This is a genomic window from Sulfurospirillum halorespirans DSM 13726 (genome assembly GCF_001723605.1).
Classification (GTDB): domain Bacteria; phylum Campylobacterota; class Campylobacteria; order Campylobacterales; family Sulfurospirillaceae; genus Sulfurospirillum; species Sulfurospirillum halorespirans.
In genome coordinates this window covers 81,060-97,867 of record NZ_CP017111.1, presented here as the reverse complement: position 1 = coordinate 97,867, position 16,808 = coordinate 81,060, and the positions used below count along the sequence as shown (strand labels likewise).

Annotated in this window: 16 protein-coding genes and 4 tRNA genes; 8 read left to right on the top strand and 12 right to left on the bottom strand. The window is 41.4% G+C overall.

Features of this window, described 5'->3' with window-relative positions; genetic code table 11:
• From recJ to galU, 3 genes are all read right to left on the bottom strand, one after another.
• Positions 1-1,584: a single-stranded-DNA-specific exonuclease RecJ gene (gene recJ / locus SHALO_RS00465; RefSeq protein WP_174543294.1), complete on the bottom strand. Its 1,584-nt coding sequence runs from the start codon at positions 1,582-1,584 to the stop codon at positions 1-3.
• Positions 1,577-3,217, bottom strand: a complete 1,641-nt coding sequence (locus SHALO_RS00460; protein ID WP_069476894.1) for a CTP synthase — start codon at positions 3,215-3,217, stop codon at positions 1,577-1,579. The genes recJ and SHALO_RS00460 overlap by 8 nt, the downstream gene beginning before the upstream one ends.
• Positions 3,218-3,366: 149 nt before the next feature.
• Positions 3,367-4,236 carry a UTP--glucose-1-phosphate uridylyltransferase GalU gene (gene galU, locus SHALO_RS00455; protein ID WP_084010627.1) on the bottom strand — a complete coding sequence of 290 codons (870 nt, stop codon included), beginning with the start codon at positions 4,234-4,236 and terminating at the stop codon, positions 3,367-3,369.
• Positions 4,237-4,409: 173 nt separating this feature from the next.
• Here galU and SHALO_RS15465 point away from each other — a divergent pair, with 173 nt between their 5' ends.
• Together SHALO_RS15465 and SHALO_RS15460 are read left to right on the top strand one after the other, a co-directional pair.
• Positions 4,410-6,080 (top strand): methyl-accepting chemotaxis protein, encoded by a 1,671-nt coding sequence (locus SHALO_RS15465; protein WP_069476893.1) that lies wholly within the window; start codon positions 4,410-4,412, stop codon positions 6,078-6,080.
• Positions 6,081-6,258: 178 nt separating this feature from the next.
• Positions 6,259-6,363: a valine--tRNA ligase gene (locus tag SHALO_RS15460; RefSeq protein WP_145923207.1), complete on the top strand. Its 105-nt coding sequence runs from the start codon at positions 6,259-6,261 to the stop codon at positions 6,361-6,363.
• A gap of 85 nt (positions 6,364-6,448) precedes the next feature.
• Here SHALO_RS15460 and SHALO_RS00445 read toward each other — a convergent pair whose 3' ends face one another.
• From SHALO_RS00445 to ilvD, 3 genes are read right to left on the bottom strand one after another with little or no spacing between them, the layout of a single operon-like run.
• Positions 6,449-6,652, bottom strand: coding sequence for a hypothetical protein (locus SHALO_RS00445; RefSeq protein ID WP_069476892.1), 204 nt, complete (start codon positions 6,650-6,652; stop codon positions 6,449-6,451).
• Between the two features lie 9 nt (positions 6,653-6,661).
• On the bottom strand, positions 6,662-7,300 hold the full coding sequence (locus tag SHALO_RS00440; RefSeq protein ID WP_069476891.1) for a MarC family protein: 639 nt from the start codon (positions 7,298-7,300) through the stop codon (positions 6,662-6,664).
• The gene (ilvD, locus tag SHALO_RS00435) at positions 7,300-8,979 is read right to left on the bottom strand and encodes a dihydroxy-acid dehydratase (RefSeq protein WP_069476890.1); all 1,680 of its coding nucleotides are present in this window, start codon (positions 8,977-8,979) and stop codon (positions 7,300-7,302) included. Before ilvD ends, SHALO_RS00440 begins: the two co-directional genes overlap by 1 nt.
• A gap of 129 nt (positions 8,980-9,108) precedes the next feature.
• Here ilvD and SHALO_RS00430 point away from each other — a divergent pair.
• From SHALO_RS00430 to SHALO_RS00405, 6 genes are all read left to right on the top strand, one after another.
• Positions 9,109-9,183: transfer RNA gene (locus tag SHALO_RS00430), tRNA-Gly, on the top strand.
• 29 nt (positions 9,184-9,212) lie between these two features.
• A tRNA-Leu gene (locus tag SHALO_RS00425) sits at positions 9,213-9,299 on the top strand.
• 21 nt (positions 9,300-9,320) lie between these two features.
• Positions 9,321-9,394: transfer RNA gene (locus tag SHALO_RS00420), tRNA-Cys, on the top strand.
• Between the two features lie 34 nt (positions 9,395-9,428).
• Positions 9,429-9,516: transfer RNA gene (locus SHALO_RS00415), tRNA-Ser, on the top strand.
• A gap of 201 nt (positions 9,517-9,717) precedes the next feature.
• Positions 9,718-10,053 (top strand): type II toxin-antitoxin system RelE/ParE family toxin, encoded by a 336-nt coding sequence (locus SHALO_RS00410; protein WP_069479269.1) that lies wholly within the window; start codon positions 9,718-9,720, stop codon positions 10,051-10,053.
• A complete protein-coding gene (locus SHALO_RS00405; RefSeq protein WP_012855844.1) occupies positions 10,050-10,334 on the top strand; it encodes an XRE family transcriptional regulator in 285 nt (94 codons plus the stop codon). The genes SHALO_RS00410 and SHALO_RS00405 overlap by 4 nt, the downstream gene beginning before the upstream one ends.
• 28 nt (positions 10,335-10,362) lie before the next feature.
• Here the strand turns inward: SHALO_RS00405 and SHALO_RS00400 are convergent, their stop codons facing one another.
• The 6 genes from SHALO_RS00400 to SHALO_RS00375 form a co-directional block, all read right to left on the bottom strand.
• On the bottom strand, positions 10,363-11,934 hold the full coding sequence (locus SHALO_RS00400; RefSeq protein WP_069476889.1) for a type IV secretory system conjugative DNA transfer family protein: 1,572 nt from the start codon (positions 11,932-11,934) through the stop codon (positions 10,363-10,365).
• Positions 11,935-11,936: 2 nt separating this feature from the next.
• On the bottom strand, positions 11,937-14,792 hold the full coding sequence (gene mobF / locus SHALO_RS00395) for a MobF family relaxase (RefSeq protein ID WP_069476888.1): 2,856 nt from the start codon (positions 14,790-14,792) through the stop codon (positions 11,937-11,939).
• Between the two features lie 196 nt (positions 14,793-14,988).
• Positions 14,989-15,261: a hypothetical protein gene (locus tag SHALO_RS00390; RefSeq protein WP_069476887.1), complete on the bottom strand. Its 273-nt coding sequence runs from the start codon at positions 15,259-15,261 to the stop codon at positions 14,989-14,991.
• Complete coding sequence (locus tag SHALO_RS00385) at positions 15,258-16,037, bottom strand: nucleotide-binding protein (protein WP_069476886.1); 780 nt, start codon at positions 16,035-16,037, stop codon at positions 15,258-15,260. Before SHALO_RS00385 ends, SHALO_RS00390 begins: the two co-directional genes overlap by 4 nt.
• A gap of 10 nt (positions 16,038-16,047) precedes the next feature.
• Positions 16,048-16,449, bottom strand: a complete 402-nt coding sequence (locus SHALO_RS00380; protein WP_069476885.1) for a hypothetical protein — start codon at positions 16,447-16,449, stop codon at positions 16,048-16,050.
• Between the two features lie 10 nt (positions 16,450-16,459).
• Positions 16,460-16,804 carry a hypothetical protein gene (locus tag SHALO_RS00375; protein WP_069476884.1) on the bottom strand — a complete coding sequence of 115 codons (345 nt, stop codon included), beginning with the start codon at positions 16,802-16,804 and terminating at the stop codon, positions 16,460-16,462.
• Positions 16,805-16,808 lie beyond the last annotated feature (4 nt).

Genomic DNA, 16,808 nt, shown 5'->3' with positions numbered 1-16,808 from the left:
CTAATACTTTTTCACGATCTGCTTAATTAAAAGCTGAGGCGTCACAAGCCCTCGATAGTCATTGCGCGAAACGGTGAAGAGAATGTCGATGTGATCGCCTTGTTTGGCTTTCATATCGTAATTGAAAAACAGTGCTTCAAGGGCATTACTTCCCTCTTGCAAAATAAGCTTCAAATGTTGTCCATCTTTACCAATCAATCGATCGACTTTCACCGCGATATTGCGCAGTAAAAAGCTTGGTTTTGGGTTTTTTTGCCCGTAAGGTTCTTGGTTTTCCAAAATTTCGAGTAACTCAAAATCAATCTGATCGGCGCTGATTTCGCCTAAAAGATCATTATCCGCTTCCAAGGCTTCTTTGTTTAAATGGCTCGATGCTTGCTCTAAATTGGCACGAAACTGCTCCAAATGTTTGATCTCAATCGAAACACCCGCAGCCCCTTTATGACCACCGTAACCGAGCAATATCGCCTCTTGGGAGCGAATCAGTTCTAAAATATCGACATCACCAATGCCCCTCGCACTCCCTTTGGCTTTCTCATTGCGAATAGAAAAGACAATCGCAGGCTTTTTAAAGCGTTTAGAAAGCCGTGAAGCGACGATCCCTACGATACCCTCATGCCACTCTTCACCCCACGCCACGATGATATTTTCACCCTCTTTGACGTACGGAAGCGTGGCTTCAAATAAAAGCCGCTCTTCTTCTTTGCGCGCTTCATTCAATGAGACAATGTAATCGAGTTTAACCAGTGCGTCATTCACATTTTTGGATTTCAAAAATTCATACGAGAAAATCGCATCTTCCATGCGCCCTGAGCTGTTAATCAGAGGTGCTATCAAAAATGAAATATCATCGCCTTCCAAGGTTGCTTTACCAAAGTACTGCTTGATCGCTTCAAAGGCGGCACGCTTGGAGTGGTTAAGCTCGACAATCCCTTTTTTAACCATCACGCGGTTCATCCCAACCAGTGCCATCATGTCTGCCATAATGGCGATGCACAGCAAGTCTAAAAAGCTAGAGAGATCATACTCAACGCCAAGTTCTTCTTTGAGTGCTGCGACCAAGTACCACGCCACTTGCGCGCCACAAATTTCACAATGCGGAAAAGCACAATCTTCTTGCTTGGGATTGACAATCGCGTACGCATCGGGCAAGATGGAAGGAACACTGTGATGATCGGTGATGATAAGATCAATCCCTTGCTCTTTACAAATGTGCGCCGCTTCAATCGCAGAGATGCCGTTATCGACGGTGATAATCACATGCACATCCAGTTTGGCAACGATGTCTGGATTTAAGCCATAGCCATCGGTAAAACGGTTAGGAATGATCAACGAGTAATCCACCCCCAAATCATCAAAAAATTGGCTTAAAATCACCGAAGAGATCACGCCATCCACATCGTAATCGCCCACAATCGCAATGCGTTCATGATTTTTCATGGCATGGACAATACGTTTTGAGGCGCGCGCAATATCTTTTAAAGAGGAGGGCTTAGGAATCTCGTTTAGACGGGTGCACTCGTCATTTTCGAACCTGCTTTGAAGAATCCGTTTTATCTCCTCTTTGGTCAGCAAACTAGCCATTTTGACGTTGTAACAAAGCCGCTTTAGCAAAACCTAAAATGGTTTTGTTTGGGTTTGTTAAACGTGAGGTAAACTCAGGGTGAAATTGAACGCCCAAAAACCATGGATGCCCTTTAAGCTCCACCGCTTCGATCAAGCCTTCGCTCTCACCACTCACGATGAGACCTGCTTTTTCAAACGCTTCGCGGTACGCTGGATTGGCTTCATACCTATGGCGGTGACGCTCGCGAATCACTTTAGCGCCATCATAAACAGACCGGAGCAGTGAACCCTCTTTGGTTTCGCACTCATAACCGCCCAAACGCATGGTACCGCCTAATGGACTTTGGAACGTACGAAGCTGTTTTTGACCGCTGGCATCCATAAATGAGTCGATCAAATAGATAATAGGATTTTTACATGTAGCATCAAATTCTGCCGAATTAGCGTCTTCGATGTGCAGAACATTGCGTGCAAATTCGATCATCGCAAGCTGCATGCCAAGGCAGATTCCAAGGTAAGGAATCTTGTGTTCGCGCGCATAACAAATTGCCGCCATTTTACCCACAACACCACGCTCACCAAAACCGCCTGCAACCAAAATACCATCGACATCGGAGAGTATCTCTTCACACCCTTTTTCTTCGATCATCTCAGAATCAACCCAGCGAATTTTCACTTTGGCATTGAGATTTGCCCCTGCGTGAATCAACGATTCGGTGAGTGATTTGTACGACTCTTTGAGGTCAAGGTATTTGCCTACAAAGGCGATCATCAGCTCATCACGAGGTGCTATGACACGTTTGACCAAAATATCCCACTCATCCATATGCGGTGTAAGATCTCCCAGATTCAGTGCTTCTGAAATCGGCGCTAAAATATTCTCTTTGAGGAAACTAAGCGGCACTTGGTAAATGGTCGTGGCATCCAGACACTCAATGACGGAATTGCGCTCAACGCCACATGAAAATGCTAGTTTATTTTTAAGCTCTTTTGGAAGCGGGTATTCGGAGCGACAGATCAACATATCAGGGGTGATACCGATACGACGAAGCTCTTGAACCGAGTGCTGGGTTGGTTTGGTTTTAAGCTCGCCCGCAGCCTTGATGAAGGGAACCAAAGTAAGATGAATATTCATCGCGCGACGTTTTCCAAGCTCACTTTTGAGGGAACGAATCGCTTCTAAAAACGGAAGTCCTTCGATGTCGCCCACGGTTCCACCGATCTCGACGATCAAAATATCTTGACCGCGACCCGCTTCTTTGATGCGATTGGCAATTTCATCCACAATGTGAGGAATCACTTGAATCGTTTTACCAAGGTAATCGCCTCGACGCTCTTTTTCAATGACTGCCGAATAAACACGTCCTGTGGTGAAATTATTCGCTTGGGTAAGATTTTCATCTAAGAAACGCTCATAATGTCCAAGATCAAGGTCCGTTTCTGCGCCATCATCGGTCACAAAAACCTCGCCATGCTCCAAAGGACTCATCGTCCCAGGATCGACATTGATGTAAGGATCTGCTTTAAGGATGCTGACTTTAAAGCCAACATTTTTTAAAAGTGTCGAGATACTCGCCGCTGCTATGCCTTTACCAAGAGAGCTTAAAACGCCTCCGGTAATAAAAATATACTTCGTTTCGTGATTGGACATACTCTTCCGCCTCATTATTATTTAATGCCTTGATTATAACGAATGTAAGCTAATAAAGGGTTTATTCCCAAGCGGTGAAGAAAAGTGACTATGCGCGGAAAGCCTCTTGTTATGGGGTCAAGAGGCTTACATGTAAAGATTAAAAAGCGTTATTTTGCTTTATCGTGGAAGTAATTGGTCGCTTCAACAAAGCCCTCGATAGAGCCACAGTCAAATCGTTTTCCTTGGAATTTATACGCGATCACTTTACCTTGTTTTGCCAGTTCCAAAAGTGCATCGGTGATCTGAATTTCGCCACCTTTTCCCGGTTTGGTATTTTCAATCACATCAAAAATATCGGGGGTTAAAATGTAGCGACCGATGATCGCTAAATTGGTTGGCGCGTCTTTTGGGTCTGGTTTTTCAACCATGTTTGAAACACGAAGCACAGACTCATTGCCATCAACAATTTTGCCATCAATCACACCGTATTTATTGGTCTCTTCTTTTGGTACTTCTTCGATTGCAACCACACAACAGCGATACTTTTCATAGACTTCGACCATCTGTTTAAGCACAGGGTCTTCATCGTTATTGTCACATAAGTCATCGGCTAAAATAACCGCAAACGGCTCATCACCAATAAGTGTTTTACCAGTGAGAATCGCATGACCCAAACCTTTCATCTCGACTTGTCTGGTGTAACTAAAGGTACAATTATCAATCAAATTTCTAATTTCAGTCAGGTAACTCTCTTTTGAGGTGCCTTTGATTTGGTGTTCCAACTCATAACTGACATCAAAGTGATCTTCAATCGCTCGTTTACCACGACCTGTAACAATCGCCATTGTATCGATGCCTGCACTCACAGCTTCTTCAACACCGTACTGAATCAAAGGCTTGGTAAGAACCGGTAACATCTCTTTAGGCATCGCTTTGGTGGCTGGTAAAAAGCGTGTTCCATAACCTGCGGCGGGGAAAAGGCATTTTTTGACGGATTTTAAACTATTAATTTTGCTATATTTTGAGATACTCGACACTGTATCGCTCCTGAGGTTTTAAATGTGCAATTTTATCCTAATTTTGCTCTTTTTTTCATGAGTAGCAAATCTAAACACTTAAACCCATTTTTTTTCAACGCTTACGTGTTTTTATACTTTTGTCATTTAAATATGTTACGCTCATACATCTTCATTTTATTTCAAGGGACACTATGCTTCAACGTTACTTTCTTAAAATCAGCGCTGTTATAATTCTCTTAGGCATCGCACTTTTTCTTGTGGCGTGGCGTGTGGCAGAGCCTTTTTGGGTTGCACTCTTTGCAGTGATCTCTTTGGGGGCTCTTCTAGGTATCTTCTTTAAAATCATCATTCAACCTCTTTCCAATGCTCTAGAACTCCTGTCTCAATTTGATGCGAGAGATAAAACCGTGCGCGAGGGCTACCAAAAAAAGTTTTTACATGTAACCGAACAGAACACGTTATTGAGTACACTTTTTCCTAGAATCTATACACTTGTGACACTCTTAACCTATTTGAGTGAGAACTACTCCCAAAGTGCGGGCAAGAACTCCATAGCGACGGCGCAACTGATGTATTCGATTGATGCGATGTCGAAGAAGCTTGAAGAAAAAGCACACTCCATCGCAGAAATTTCAAACTCAACTCAAAACATTTTTGAACACGTTCATTTAGTCAGTTCTAACGCCCAAGAAGCCTCTTCGTTTGCCAAACTTTCCATGAAAGAGAGCCAACAAAGCATTGCGGAGCTCAACGATATTATTGTTCGCATGAATACTATTAATACCCAAACAGCCGATGCCTCTTTAAAAGTAAATCATCTAAAAGAAAAATCCATCACCATTCAAAATGTCACGACTGTCATTGATGATATTGCCGATCAAACCAACCTGCTTGCGCTCAATGCCGCCATCGAAGCAGCACGTGCAGGTGAGCATGGACGTGGTTTTGCTGTGGTTGCCGATGAAGTGCGCAATCTAGCAGAGCGCACCTCCCAATCAACCAGCGAAGTCACCCTCATTATAAAGCAGATTCAACACGATACCAATGAAGTTTACACTAGTATCGAAGCCCTGCGCCACGAGATAGAACGTGCAGCCAATACCGTGCAACATGTGGGCGATGAGATTAAACATTTTATTGGGAATGCAGAAAAGATTGAGCACCAAATTGGAACTATCGCACAGAGTTCAGATTATAACAGCGAGCAGTTGCTGGGCATTAAAGAGATGATCTTAAAAATGCGTGAACAGCTCGAATCGGGCACGCAAGAGATGAAAGCTATCTCGGGGCAGACGCAAGCGATCATCCTAGGATCTGAAGAAGCGCATGAAAACCTCAGTGCGTTTGCGATGGATGAATACCATGAAAAAATGTATCAGCGTTGTTTAAATGCCAAAACGCGCGTTGAAGCGCTTTTTGAAAAGGCCATTGAGAGTGGAAAACTCACCCTTGAAGCCATTTTTGATACCCGTTTTAAGCCAATCCCCAATACCAATCCTCAAAAATACACCACCGCATACGATGCGTTTACCGACCAAACCTTCCCCGATATTGTGGATACGTTAATGAAAGAGAATGCGCAAACGCTTTTTTATGCGGTCGCCATGCACACATCAGGCTACATCTCCACGCATAACGCGCGTGCTCCACTTACAGGCAATTATGAAAAAGATCTCTTTGGCAACCGCTCCAAACGCATCTTCACCGACAGTGGTGTCAGAGGTGCGAACCATGAAAAGCGCGTGCTACTTCAAACGTACCGTCGGGAAAATGGTGATGTGATGCACGATATTTCAATCCCCATCTACATTAAAGGGCGCCATTGGGGTGGCTTTAGAATAGGCTACAAACCCAAAGCGTAACTACGTCTATTATACTTATAAATAGCTTAATTTATATGATTAATTAAGCTATTTTCATTCAAACTGAAGTGTAGAAAGGTTACCAATTTTCAATACATGAAATTATTTTTATTTTATTTACTTAGTTTTAAGTTTAATATACATATAATTCCGAAAATACAAAAAAGGAGTTACAACGATGAAAAAGTTAAACGTTGCAAAAGTTGGATTGGCTATGACGCTTCTTAACGCTGTTTTATTTGCTCTAGGTTTTGTATATTTGGCACAATCTCAATCATTTTAATAAACACTATTTTAAAGATATAACTCGACATTGTGGAGCCTAATGACTCCACAATCACTTCTTTATTGACAATAATCCAAATCTATTATGCTTTCGTGTCATCGCCTAACATTTCACGCATTTTGCGCTCCATGCGCTTTTCAAAGGCTTCATTAGAAGGTGAATCTTCACAGGAAAATTTTGCTTTTCCATACAAAACACACCCGCGATCTCCAGGATCACACTCTTTGTGAATAATGTCACACATCCCTTCCACATCATGCGGACAGCTCCAGCCACCTTGGTTCATGAAAAATCCTTACATGTAATGTTTCGCTAGCACACTCACACCACCCACAATAAACTGCACTGCAATCGCTCCAACAATGAGTCCCATCAAACGACTCACGATCTTTTGCCCCGTAATACCAAGATAGTGGCGAATGTAAATGCTGTTTTTAAAGGCAAGATAAACACTCAGCGCGACAATCAGATAAGCAATAATAAGTGCCACAATCGAAGCAACGCCTTCGCTATGCCCTCGTAAAATGATGATCGTTGCAAAAATACCAGGTCCAAACGTAATAGGAACCCCCAAAGGAATCACCGAAAATTCATCATTTTTAATCGCTTCTTCGCGCTCTTCTTCGGTTTGATTTTTCGACTCCATCGAGCCTTGCACCATTTTGATCGCTGTTAAAAGTAAGATAATGCCACCCATGACTTTGAGTGAATCGATTTCAATACCAAACAGATTGAGCAAGAAATTACCTGTAAGTAAAACCACAAAGAAAGCCACGATAATCGTCATCGTCGCTTTCGCTGCAATTTTATTGATATGCTCTTTGGTTGTACTTTGAGGCAAAAGTGAGAGCATAATCGCACTCACTCCTAAAGGATCCACAATCGCCATCATCGTGATGGTATGTTGGAGCAATAAATTAAAAAATTCAGTCATTACGCATCAGTCTTTAAAACAGCGCCGCTGCTTGCATTGGTGACGAGTTGTCGGTACTGTTTCAACCAACTTCCTTGAATCGTTTTTACTTTGGGTTTAAAGGCTGCTTTGCGACGTGCAAGTTCATCTTCATCGATCAACGCTTCAATCGTATAGGCATCCACATCGATCTGTATGGTATCGCCATCTTGAATAAGACCGATAAGCCCCCCCTCAGCCGCCTCTGGGCTTACGTGACCAATGCTAAGCCCTCTGGTTGCTCCAGAAAAGCGCCCATCAGTGATCAGTGCCACATCAGCACCGAGTCCCATTCCCATGATTAAACTCGTAGGAGCAAGCATCTCTTGCATACCCGGCCCTCCACGAGGGCCTTCATAGCGAATAACAACAACATCTCCTTTGTTTACTTTTCCACCCATGATGCCCGCAAGCGCTTCTTGTTGTGAGTCGAAACAGACCGCTTTACCAATGAATTGACGTCCACCCACAATACCAGCCGTTTTAATAACACACCCTTCTTCGGCTAAATTGCCAAATAAGATCGCAAGCCCACCCACTTTTGAATAAGGATTTTCAAGTGTGTGAATAATCGTAGTATCTTTGATCTCAGCATTGGCAATGCGCTCACCAATCGTTTCACCCGTTACAGTTAAATTATCCAAATGTAAAATGCCATTATCACGACGACTCACCTCTTTCATAACCGCGCTCACACCACCCGCACGATTGATGTCTTCCATGTGAACCGTTGAAAGCGAAGGAGCAATTTTTGCGATATGCGAAACATTCTTGCTGATCTCATTAATGTCTTTGATCGCAAAATTAACACCTGCTTCTTTGGCAATGGCTAACATATGAAGTACGGTATTAGAACTTCCACCCATTGCCATATCGACAGCAAAGGCATTGCGAACCGCTTTTTCATTCAAAATATTACGAAGTTTAAAGCGATCATCGATAGCAATCTCACAAATACGTTTCGCAGCAGCGCGTAAAAGCACTTCACGCTCAGGTGTTAAAGCTGGGATCGTACCGTTACCAGGAAGGGCAATTCCCATTGCTTCCATCAAGGTATTCATACTATTGGCGGTAAACATACCCGAACATGAACCTCCGCTTGGACACGCATTGCACTCAATATCAGTGAGCTCTGCTTCACTCATATCGCCTTTCTCAAACTTACCAACAGCTTCAAAAGCCGTCGTTAAGTCAATCGGTGTTCCCTCTTTGGTGTACCCTTTTTTCATTGGTCCACCGCTCACAAATACTGTTGGAACATTGACACGAAGCGCACCCATAATCATACCTGGTACTATCTTGTCGCAGTTAGGAATACAAATCATCGCGTCCAACATATGTGCGTTCATCATTGTTTCGATAGAGTTAGCGATCAACTCACGACTTGGAAGCGAGTAGAGCATACCATCATGCCCCATGGCAATACCATCATCGACACCAATGGTATTGAACTCAAATGGCACACAGCCGTTCTTGCGAATCTCATCTTTGATGATTTGTCCGTATTCGTGTAAGAAAAAGTGACCAGGAATAATATCAATATACGAGTTTGCGACTCCAATGAATGGTTTGTTAAAATCTTCATCTTTTAGACCTGTTGCTCGAAACAAACTTCGGTGTGGTGCTCTGTTGTACCCTTTTTTGACTTGATCACTACGCATCAATTATTCCTTAAAAATTTTATTAGATTATAGCAAAACCGCTCTAAAAAAGCTTACATGTAAAGAATTTAGCCTATAGCACTTTACATTGCGAAAAAAAACTGCTATACTCTCATCTCTTTTTTAGATGCGGGAATAGCTCAGTGGTAGAGCACGACCTTGCCAAGGTCGGGGTCGCGAGTTCGAACCTCGTTTCCCGCTCCATTTAGTTTAATCTTAAAAAGAAACGCGTTGCCCGGATGGCGAAACTGGTAGACGCAAGGGACTTAAAATCCCTCGCCCGTTTGGGTGTGCCGGTTCAAATCCGGCTCCGGGCACCACCTCGATATAGAGAATACGGTGGCGATATAGCCAAGCGGTAAGGCATGGGCCTGCAAAGCCTTGATCCCCGGTTCAAATCCGGGTGTCGCCTCCACCTTTGTATTATGTATCATCTACAAATTTTCTGTCGGGAGATGGCAGAGCGGCTTAATGCGGCGGTCTTGAAAACCGTTGAGGGTTATACCTCCGGGGGTTCAAATCCCTCTCTCCCGGCCACCAATCCTTAAATTCCTTCAAAACTCCCATTTTATCGATATTCTAAAGCAATTTAAGAAAAATCGAAAAAGCTTCTTTCCAACCTATTTCCAACAAAGCCAATTTGGCAATTCAATATTTCTCTTAAAAAATCTATTGCAATCCATCCAATAGCTAATTAAACTATTGACCTTTATGTATCATTTTTGGTACAATTTCGTTATGAAAAAGATCTCTTCTATATTTTATGAAACAAGTAACGGAAATAAACCCGTTAGAGAATGGCTATTATCTCTTGCCAAAGATGATCGAAAAATCATTGGTGAGGATATTAAAACGGTAGAGTATGGATGGCCAATAGGTATGCCTACATGTAAGGGTCTCGGTAAAAAGCTTTTTGAAGTGAGAAGCAATATATCAGACAAAAGAATTGCAAGAGTTATATTCGCTGTTATCGACGAATACATGGTACTGCTGCATGCATTTATTAAAAAAACGCAAAAGACAGAAAAAAGCGATCTTGATTTAGCTTTAAGTAGATTAAAGGATATAAAATGAAACTACAACCAAATATGAAAAGTGATTTTGATGAATTTTTGAGAGAAGAAGGTATCTATGAGGAAGTGAATGATGCTGCTATTAAAAGAATCATTGCTTATCAATTAGAACAAGAAATGAAAGTTCAAAAAATTTCTAAAACAAAACTGGCACAAATGATGCACACAAGCAGGGCTGCGGTTGATCGATTATTAAGCCCCTCAAACGAATCATTAACACTTACAACATTAATTTCAGCTAGCCAAGCTCTAGGCAAAAAACTAACGATTGCTCTTGTTTAAAAGATAGGGGAATTCCCCTATCTTGAAGCTATACCCGTCCCTCCCGATAATATTTTTCGATATTCTCACTTTGAACATAGTTCGCTTTTTTACTTGGCAACTCCGCTCTTGGCGTATACCCTTTATACAAAATACGTTTCGACGGCACAAACGTGATATGCTCATAATTTTGGCCTAACGATTGAAACAAACTGGTATTTAGCAGATCCGCTTCTTCGATTTGGTAATTTTTACGATTCAACGGATCAGCAGTAAGTTGCTCTCTAATCTGCTCTTTTCTATAACGTACTTTACCGATTGTATTATTGATTTTTTTAAGTGTATATTCATCCACACCTTGAAATAAAAACCAATATGCAGCTGAGTTTAACATCTTTTGCGTAATCCCTTGAGCACTGTCCGCTTTGTTGCTTTGCTCTGGGAAATATTGTACACCAGGGAGCAAACAACCGCCTTTACTTCTGATCCTGGTATGTAACCCCTCGATCGTTTCACTATCGAGGTTTTGAGCAAAAGAGAGGTACTCATCAAGAGCAAAGAGAGTGAGAGAGGTTTTTTGATCTTCTTGGCTTAACATGACAGCCGTTAAAGCGGCCAAAAAGCCGGTAAAAAACGGGGTAAGTTTTGAGCGCTGATCATCCCTCGAGAGTAAGAAGAGCTTGCAGCTCTTACGAGAGAGATATTCTTTAATCGTAAAAGTAGGGCTGCCATTTTGAATACAAAAGTTCATATAATCAAAAAATTCAAACGTCAAATGCATCGTACTGGCAACATCTGCTTCACTACGTCTTTCATGATTTTTATTTTCTTCGAAATACTCTTTAAGCTGCTGAATGAAAAGATCAAACTGCTCATTCGATGAAAGTTCACTATTGTTGTAAAGAATATCGTTAAAAAGCTTCATATAGCGTTGTTTGGAACTTGCGCTAAAAAAGTCTTTTTGCGTGCCGCTTAACGCATTGAAAAGATTGGTTAAAAAGATCTCTGTCACAAAAGGACTCGTTTTAGCTTCCTCAAAAGGATTCCAAATATGACTTCGTTGATCATACGGGTTGAGGATGATATCTTTCAACGAGCTATAATGCTTTTGAACAAGATCACCTTTTGTATCATAGGCAATGACACGATCGAACTTATCTTGAGCGATAGTAGAGTGGTAAAATTCTGTTTTTCCTGATCCCATACCTCCAAATATAATCCCCGACTGAGTAAAGTCTGTCGGATCTGTATAACACTCAAAATTACTAAATCGTTTTTCAAACCCATAAACCGTTGATAAACGATATAAAACGCTATCATCAAATCGAAACTGATCCAGAAACAATTCACCTTTTGACATAATTTCTTTAACTCGTTGGGAAGCCGTCCATCGATTGCCTTCCGTTTGCTCATAGTAATTGGGATAACTTCCCATTACCCACGCCTTATCATCAAAAATACGTCCATTGATCGACTCTTGCATTTTAAAGATAAATGCCCAAGCTAGATACTCCGCAATACAAAGTAGAATAAAGACTGCGCCGCCTGGTATTGGAAGATTTTTTTGGAACACCCATAAAGCACCGGCATTAAACAATAAACATAATAAAATCGTTGACATTACTATCTCCTTTCTCGTGATTGTGTTCTGGATTGAGCTGCTTTTTCGCGCTCATTTTTAAGTAAGATATTTTTCATTTGATCTTTGCCTCGAGTGCTTGAAGCCTCTGATCGATCTCTTTTAAATAAGCCAAGATGTCGGCTAAGATCTGCGAGTGCAATTTTGCACTTTGTGCAATAGTCTCCCAGTATTGAAAGAGTTGATCCTCTTGATATTCTTCGTTCTTTTTGCTCATTGAATGTCCTTTCGTAGTTATGATTTGTATGTGCCTCATGCTGCATTGCCGACCTAAAATAATCTAGGGTACTTGTTTTAATTTGTGTTTTTTGTGTATTCTCCTTGAGTGTTGCTATGCTGTTGGTATAGATCAAGGCATCACATTTTGCCCTGGTAATTTGCACGTAGAAGCGGTTTAAATTGGCCATTTGTGCATTCGTGAAAGCGATAACCCTACTAGTAGTTTGACCTTGGCTTTTATGCGCTGTAATCACGTATCCATGATCGATATAAGGATACTTGGAAGCATCAAACGCCAACTCTTTATTTCCCTTTTGCACTTTGATGATATTCCCATGAATTGCTTGGATCACAGCAGCCTCACCATTTCTAAACTTGAGGTTTCGATTGTTTTTTGTAAAAACGATTTTGTCGCCGATACCAAACGCTTTTTCTTTGATAGCAAAGGTTTGAATTGCTTGAGCATGAGCTTTACTTAGATCTATTTTGATCCTTTGCTCATCTTTCATAACGGTAATCGTATTGGCTTGATGATCAATCGTGGTGATCATCGCTTCTTGCCCAGCGCTAAATCCTTGAAACGCATTTTGTGCGACAACAATTTGGCCTACTTGGTAATTGCTCGAGTAGTGCTTTTCAATCTCATTTAGATTTATTGCCTCTTTGATAGATAACGGTTGAGATTGTGTTACTTCATTCTGAGCGACGAGATCTGCTCTGATTAACTCGTTTAAAGCTCTACGATTCGCGTTCGTATCAACGAGAAGTAACGTATCATGACGATCTTTGAGGTATTCGTTTTTTATCTTCTCGAGATCTGTCGTTTCATGAAGTCGTTGATGCTTTTCCAAAATGCCAAACGCCTCTTCCAAATCTTTGCTCTTGATAGATGAATAAAGCGATCGCATCAATTCTGTTTGCGCGCGTTTATTTTCTGTCATCTCAACGATACGAATATCACTTTGCTTTTGAAGCTGCGAGAACATATTGCCAGCACCTAGAGATTGAAATTGCTTTTGATCACCGATAAACACAATTTTTGAATGGTTTTCTCTAGCAACTTCACATAAGTGGTGCATCTGTAACGAACTGACCATTGAAGCCTCATCGACAACATAAACCATATTCTTTTCTGCCGGTGGATTCACAAAAAAAGCGTGCAGTGTCGTAGAGGGAATACCACTTTCACGCTCAAGCTCTTCACTAGCTTTCCCGGTAAATGCAACTCCTCTGAGATTGCTACTTTGCTTTTGACTCTCAAGCGTTTCCCTGACGGCCTTAAGCATAAACGTTTTACCCGTACCTGCATCGCCCTGAATCACTGAAATAGACTCATTGCTTGTGAGAATCTGCGCATACGCTTCTTGTTGTCCTTTTGTGAGGTTATAAGGCGTATGGCTTAGATATTGCTCCACGTGTTGAGCAGAGATTAAAGGATCTGTGCGGTTTTTTGCCATTGCAACAATCTCAAACTCCTTTTGCAAGAGCTCTGGTGTAGAGTAAGCATTTTGATCCAGTTGCACAATCGATCGCTCATTGACATGATCATCAAAAGCACTCTGCATCGCACTAAGTGAATGCTCGCCTAACGAAAGCTTCATTGCGTTTTTCATCACATCTTCACGATTAAATACACTCGTCTTTTCGCTTTGAATACGAATCGAAAGATCCACCGCATCTTTAGCCGTTAATTTTTGCTGTTCATGATTGGCATGTGAGCTATTGAGCTGATTCAAATATATCAAATCTTTACCGGCGAGAATAGTTTTGGCTCTTTCGATATTGTTAGATTTAATAACGCTGCGATCAGCGTTTTTATCTTTCACGTTTCGGCTGCCGGTTGTTGCCATCTCTTTGAGCTTTTCTTCCTCGAGACCAGGATATTGCTTTTTCAACTCTTGGTATTTCTTGAGGACTTGCTCACGACGTTGTGAAAATTCACTGATCAACTCTTTGGAAACACCTTTAATTTCAAAGAATCCCTCTTTGGCATTCGTAATCTCAATAGCGAATCCTTGCTCTCTAAGATTTTTGGCCAATTCATTGCGATACGTCTGACCTAAAAACATTTTGTGAGTGAAGAGTTGATCATTGTGCAACGCTCGCCATTCACCGTTCTCTTTTTGCGTTGCATTGACGATAAAGCAATGCGTATGCAATGATGGGTCATTCTCTCTGCTGGTATCGTGCTGAAATTTAGCGATGATGAGATTACCAGTAGAAATTGCTTCTCTATGCCCGTCCTTTTGTTCTCTCGTTTGAGCATAATGATCTTCTACAAATGATAGTGTGGTTTGCACCGCTTGATCATGCGCTGTACGTATGAGTTGATTGGTACGTTCATCACCTAATTCACATAAGATCGATGCGGATTTTGGAGCGGAAAAGGTTAGATCCGTTCCCGCTCTTTCACTGATATCAACAAGAGTGCGTTCTTCACTCGGATGAATACCGTAACACAATCGCTCAAACTGTTTAATATCAATCTCTCCGCTCAAACCTAAGCGTTCAGCACCTTTGCCAGTCCACACGCTTGTCTCTTTGTCTTGCTGATAATAGTTTTGATCTTTTGCATGATAATGAGCCGCTTGTGCGCTATTCATATTTGCAATTGAAAGCATTTTTGCCTCTTTTTCGTCTTTTTTTCACCTCGTGCCATTAACGTGGCGTTGGGTGTGAATGTTTTCTCGGTTTCCTCTTGGTTACTTCTTGGTAGCACGAGGTTACCTTTGACTTACATCTCGGTTACGCTGAGTTGCATTTGATTACATTCGGTTACTATTGGTTGCCTCACGGTTACATGTGGTTGCATCGGGCTTATAAAAAGCCCTTGAACTTATCTTCCAAACTCACTTTCGACGTTTCACTTTTTTCCGCTTTAACCGGTTTATCTTGAGCTGTTTTGCTTGCCAAAAACTTTTTCACGCTTTGCCTTGATATCTCAATATCTCTTACGTCTCGTAAATACTCTGTGATCTGCGTTAGTGTGTAATTCAAACTCACAAGCTTTTGAATTTCGTCTCGATAAGGCTTCAGGGAAGAGACACGCTTTAAGGGCGTGTTCTTTGCAATCCAATCTTGAAACTTCATGCTTGCTCTCCCAAAATGATGCTTTTTAGCTGCACGATTGCTTCACTCTCAAGATACGCTTTTGCGTTACGTGAGATTTTCCAATTGCGGTAAATTTTCGTCATGGAGTCTCTATTTGCTTTGGTTTTCACCTTTGCGTAGTCCAGGATCTCTGTTTGGGTGAATTGGCTTGCGAGTAGGGCAAGATCTTTGATCGTCTCTTTATTGCGTGAAGCGGCATAAGAAAAAAGTGGGCTTTTAGGGCAAACAGCAAAGTGCGTAAAGGTAGATGAGATATCCGGTATCTCAAAGTCCTCGTTACCCTTGACGAACATAAGATGATCAGGATCACTGAGATCCGCATTATTTAACACAACGAGGATCTTTGCTTCGGATGGTAAAACGTTATACGTATCGACCAAATTTTTAAGCTGCACAAAGTCAGGCATAAAAGGGATGATAAAAAGCGTATCGGCGATCAAATCTTGATCGATAAACGAATGGATCACTTTCAATGAATCATCACCGCCGCCGGCATCAATAACGCTGATTTTATCTTCATCGAGCATATTAGTAACAACGAGTTCCTCAAGCTTTTGCGTTCCCTCTGCGATATTTAACGAGGTTATCTTGTCTTTTAAAATTTTTGTATTCATAAACGCCGTCGTTGTTTTATTGTTATTATCGATCTCGATAATCTCGAAATTTCTATCCGCTAAAATAGCCGGTAAAACGTGAAAGGCGAGGGTACTTTTTCCTACGCCACCTTTGGTATTAATGATCGCGATATTTTTCATGGTGTTCTCCTTAATGAACAAGTTGATAGACAAGATTGAGAAGTGGTTTATTGGCCGCTTCAAACGCTATAAAAACAAGGCTTGTTACAAGCACAGAAAGGCACGTTGAAGCAAAAACGATCTTCAACGTAGAACGTTCTTCATGCTTACGCCTTTTTAGGTCTTTTGTGACACTCTCAAGCTCTGCCACCGAGCCTAATAAATAGGCTTGAATAGTTTTCACTTGAATTTTTTCTGCGATTTTTGCACCGATTTCATCGATGCTCTTTTCGACTTTTGCAAAATCACTCGTCGTCTTTTCAAAAACTTTAGAGGCACGGTTAAATGCCGCTATATGATCCTCGAGCGTAGATAACACGATCTGCGCTTCCTCGAAAAATTGATATGTTTGTTCCGCTGTTTCTGGTTTCATTGTTTACTCCTTAGTACAAGCCGCCAGGCCAAAAGATCTTCCATGCGAAAAACCCTAAAATATGACCGATACCACTCAATAACCAAAACCAATGTTTGGTAACCATGTATCCTTTGATCTCATCAAAATCTTTAATACCAAAATCAAAAAAATCCGAAAGGATAATTACGGTAAATCCTAGTATGATCCAATAGCCGTACATCAAAAGTAATGCGCCTACATCATTCGGTACGATTAAATGAGGTACGTCAATAAGCTTTTTGGGATACCATGCTAGAAAAGCAAAGACGGGTATCGCCCAGGTGGCCGATTTTAAAAAGGTTTCAATCACTCTATTGCCTTGTTGTTTTTTCATTGCT

Coding starts and splice junctions, on each gene's coding strand:
- SHALO_RS00375 (WP_069476884.1), bottom strand. CDS start 16,804: ATGAAAAAACAACAAGGCAATAGAGTGATTGAAACCTTTTTAAAATCG.
- SHALO_RS00460 (WP_069476894.1), bottom strand. CDS start 3,217: ATGTCCAATCACGAAACGAAGTATATTTTTATTACCGGAGGCGTTTTA.
- SHALO_RS00380 (WP_069476885.1), bottom strand. CDS start 16,449: ATGAAACCAGAAACAGCGGAACAAACATATCAATTTTTCGAGGAAGCG.
- SHALO_RS15465 (WP_069476893.1), top strand. CDS start 4,410: ATGCTTCAACGTTACTTTCTTAAAATCAGCGCTGTTATAATTCTCTTA.
- SHALO_RS00445 (WP_069476892.1), bottom strand. CDS start 6,652: ATGAACCAAGGTGGCTGGAGCTGTCCGCATGATGTGGAAGGGATGTGT.
- SHALO_RS00405 (WP_012855844.1), top strand. CDS start 10,050: ATGAAACTACAACCAAATATGAAAAGTGATTTTGATGAATTTTTGAGA.
- recJ (WP_174543294.1), bottom strand. CDS start 1,584: ATGGCTAGTTTGCTGACCAAAGAGGAGATAAAACGGATTCTTCAAAGC.
- SHALO_RS00440 (WP_069476891.1), bottom strand. CDS start 7,300: ATGACTGAATTTTTTAATTTATTGCTCCAACATACCATCACGATGATG.
- SHALO_RS00400 (WP_069476889.1), bottom strand. CDS start 11,934: ATGTCAACGATTTTATTATGTTTATTGTTTAATGCCGGTGCTTTATGG.
- mobF (WP_069476888.1), bottom strand. CDS start 14,792: ATGCTTTCAATTGCAAATATGAATAGCGCACAAGCGGCTCATTATCAT.
- SHALO_RS00410 (WP_069479269.1), top strand. CDS start 9,718: ATGAAAAAGATCTCTTCTATATTTTATGAAACAAGTAACGGAAATAAA.
- SHALO_RS15460 (WP_145923207.1), top strand. CDS start 6,259: ATGAAAAAGTTAAACGTTGCAAAAGTTGGATTGGCTATGACGCTTCTT.
- ilvD (WP_069476890.1), bottom strand. CDS start 8,979: ATGCGTAGTGATCAAGTCAAAAAAGGGTACAACAGAGCACCACACCGA.
- SHALO_RS00390 (WP_069476887.1), bottom strand. CDS start 15,261: ATGAAGTTTCAAGATTGGATTGCAAAGAACACGCCCTTAAAGCGTGTC.
- SHALO_RS00385 (WP_069476886.1), bottom strand. CDS start 16,037: ATGAAAAATATCGCGATCATTAATACCAAAGGTGGCGTAGGAAAAAGT.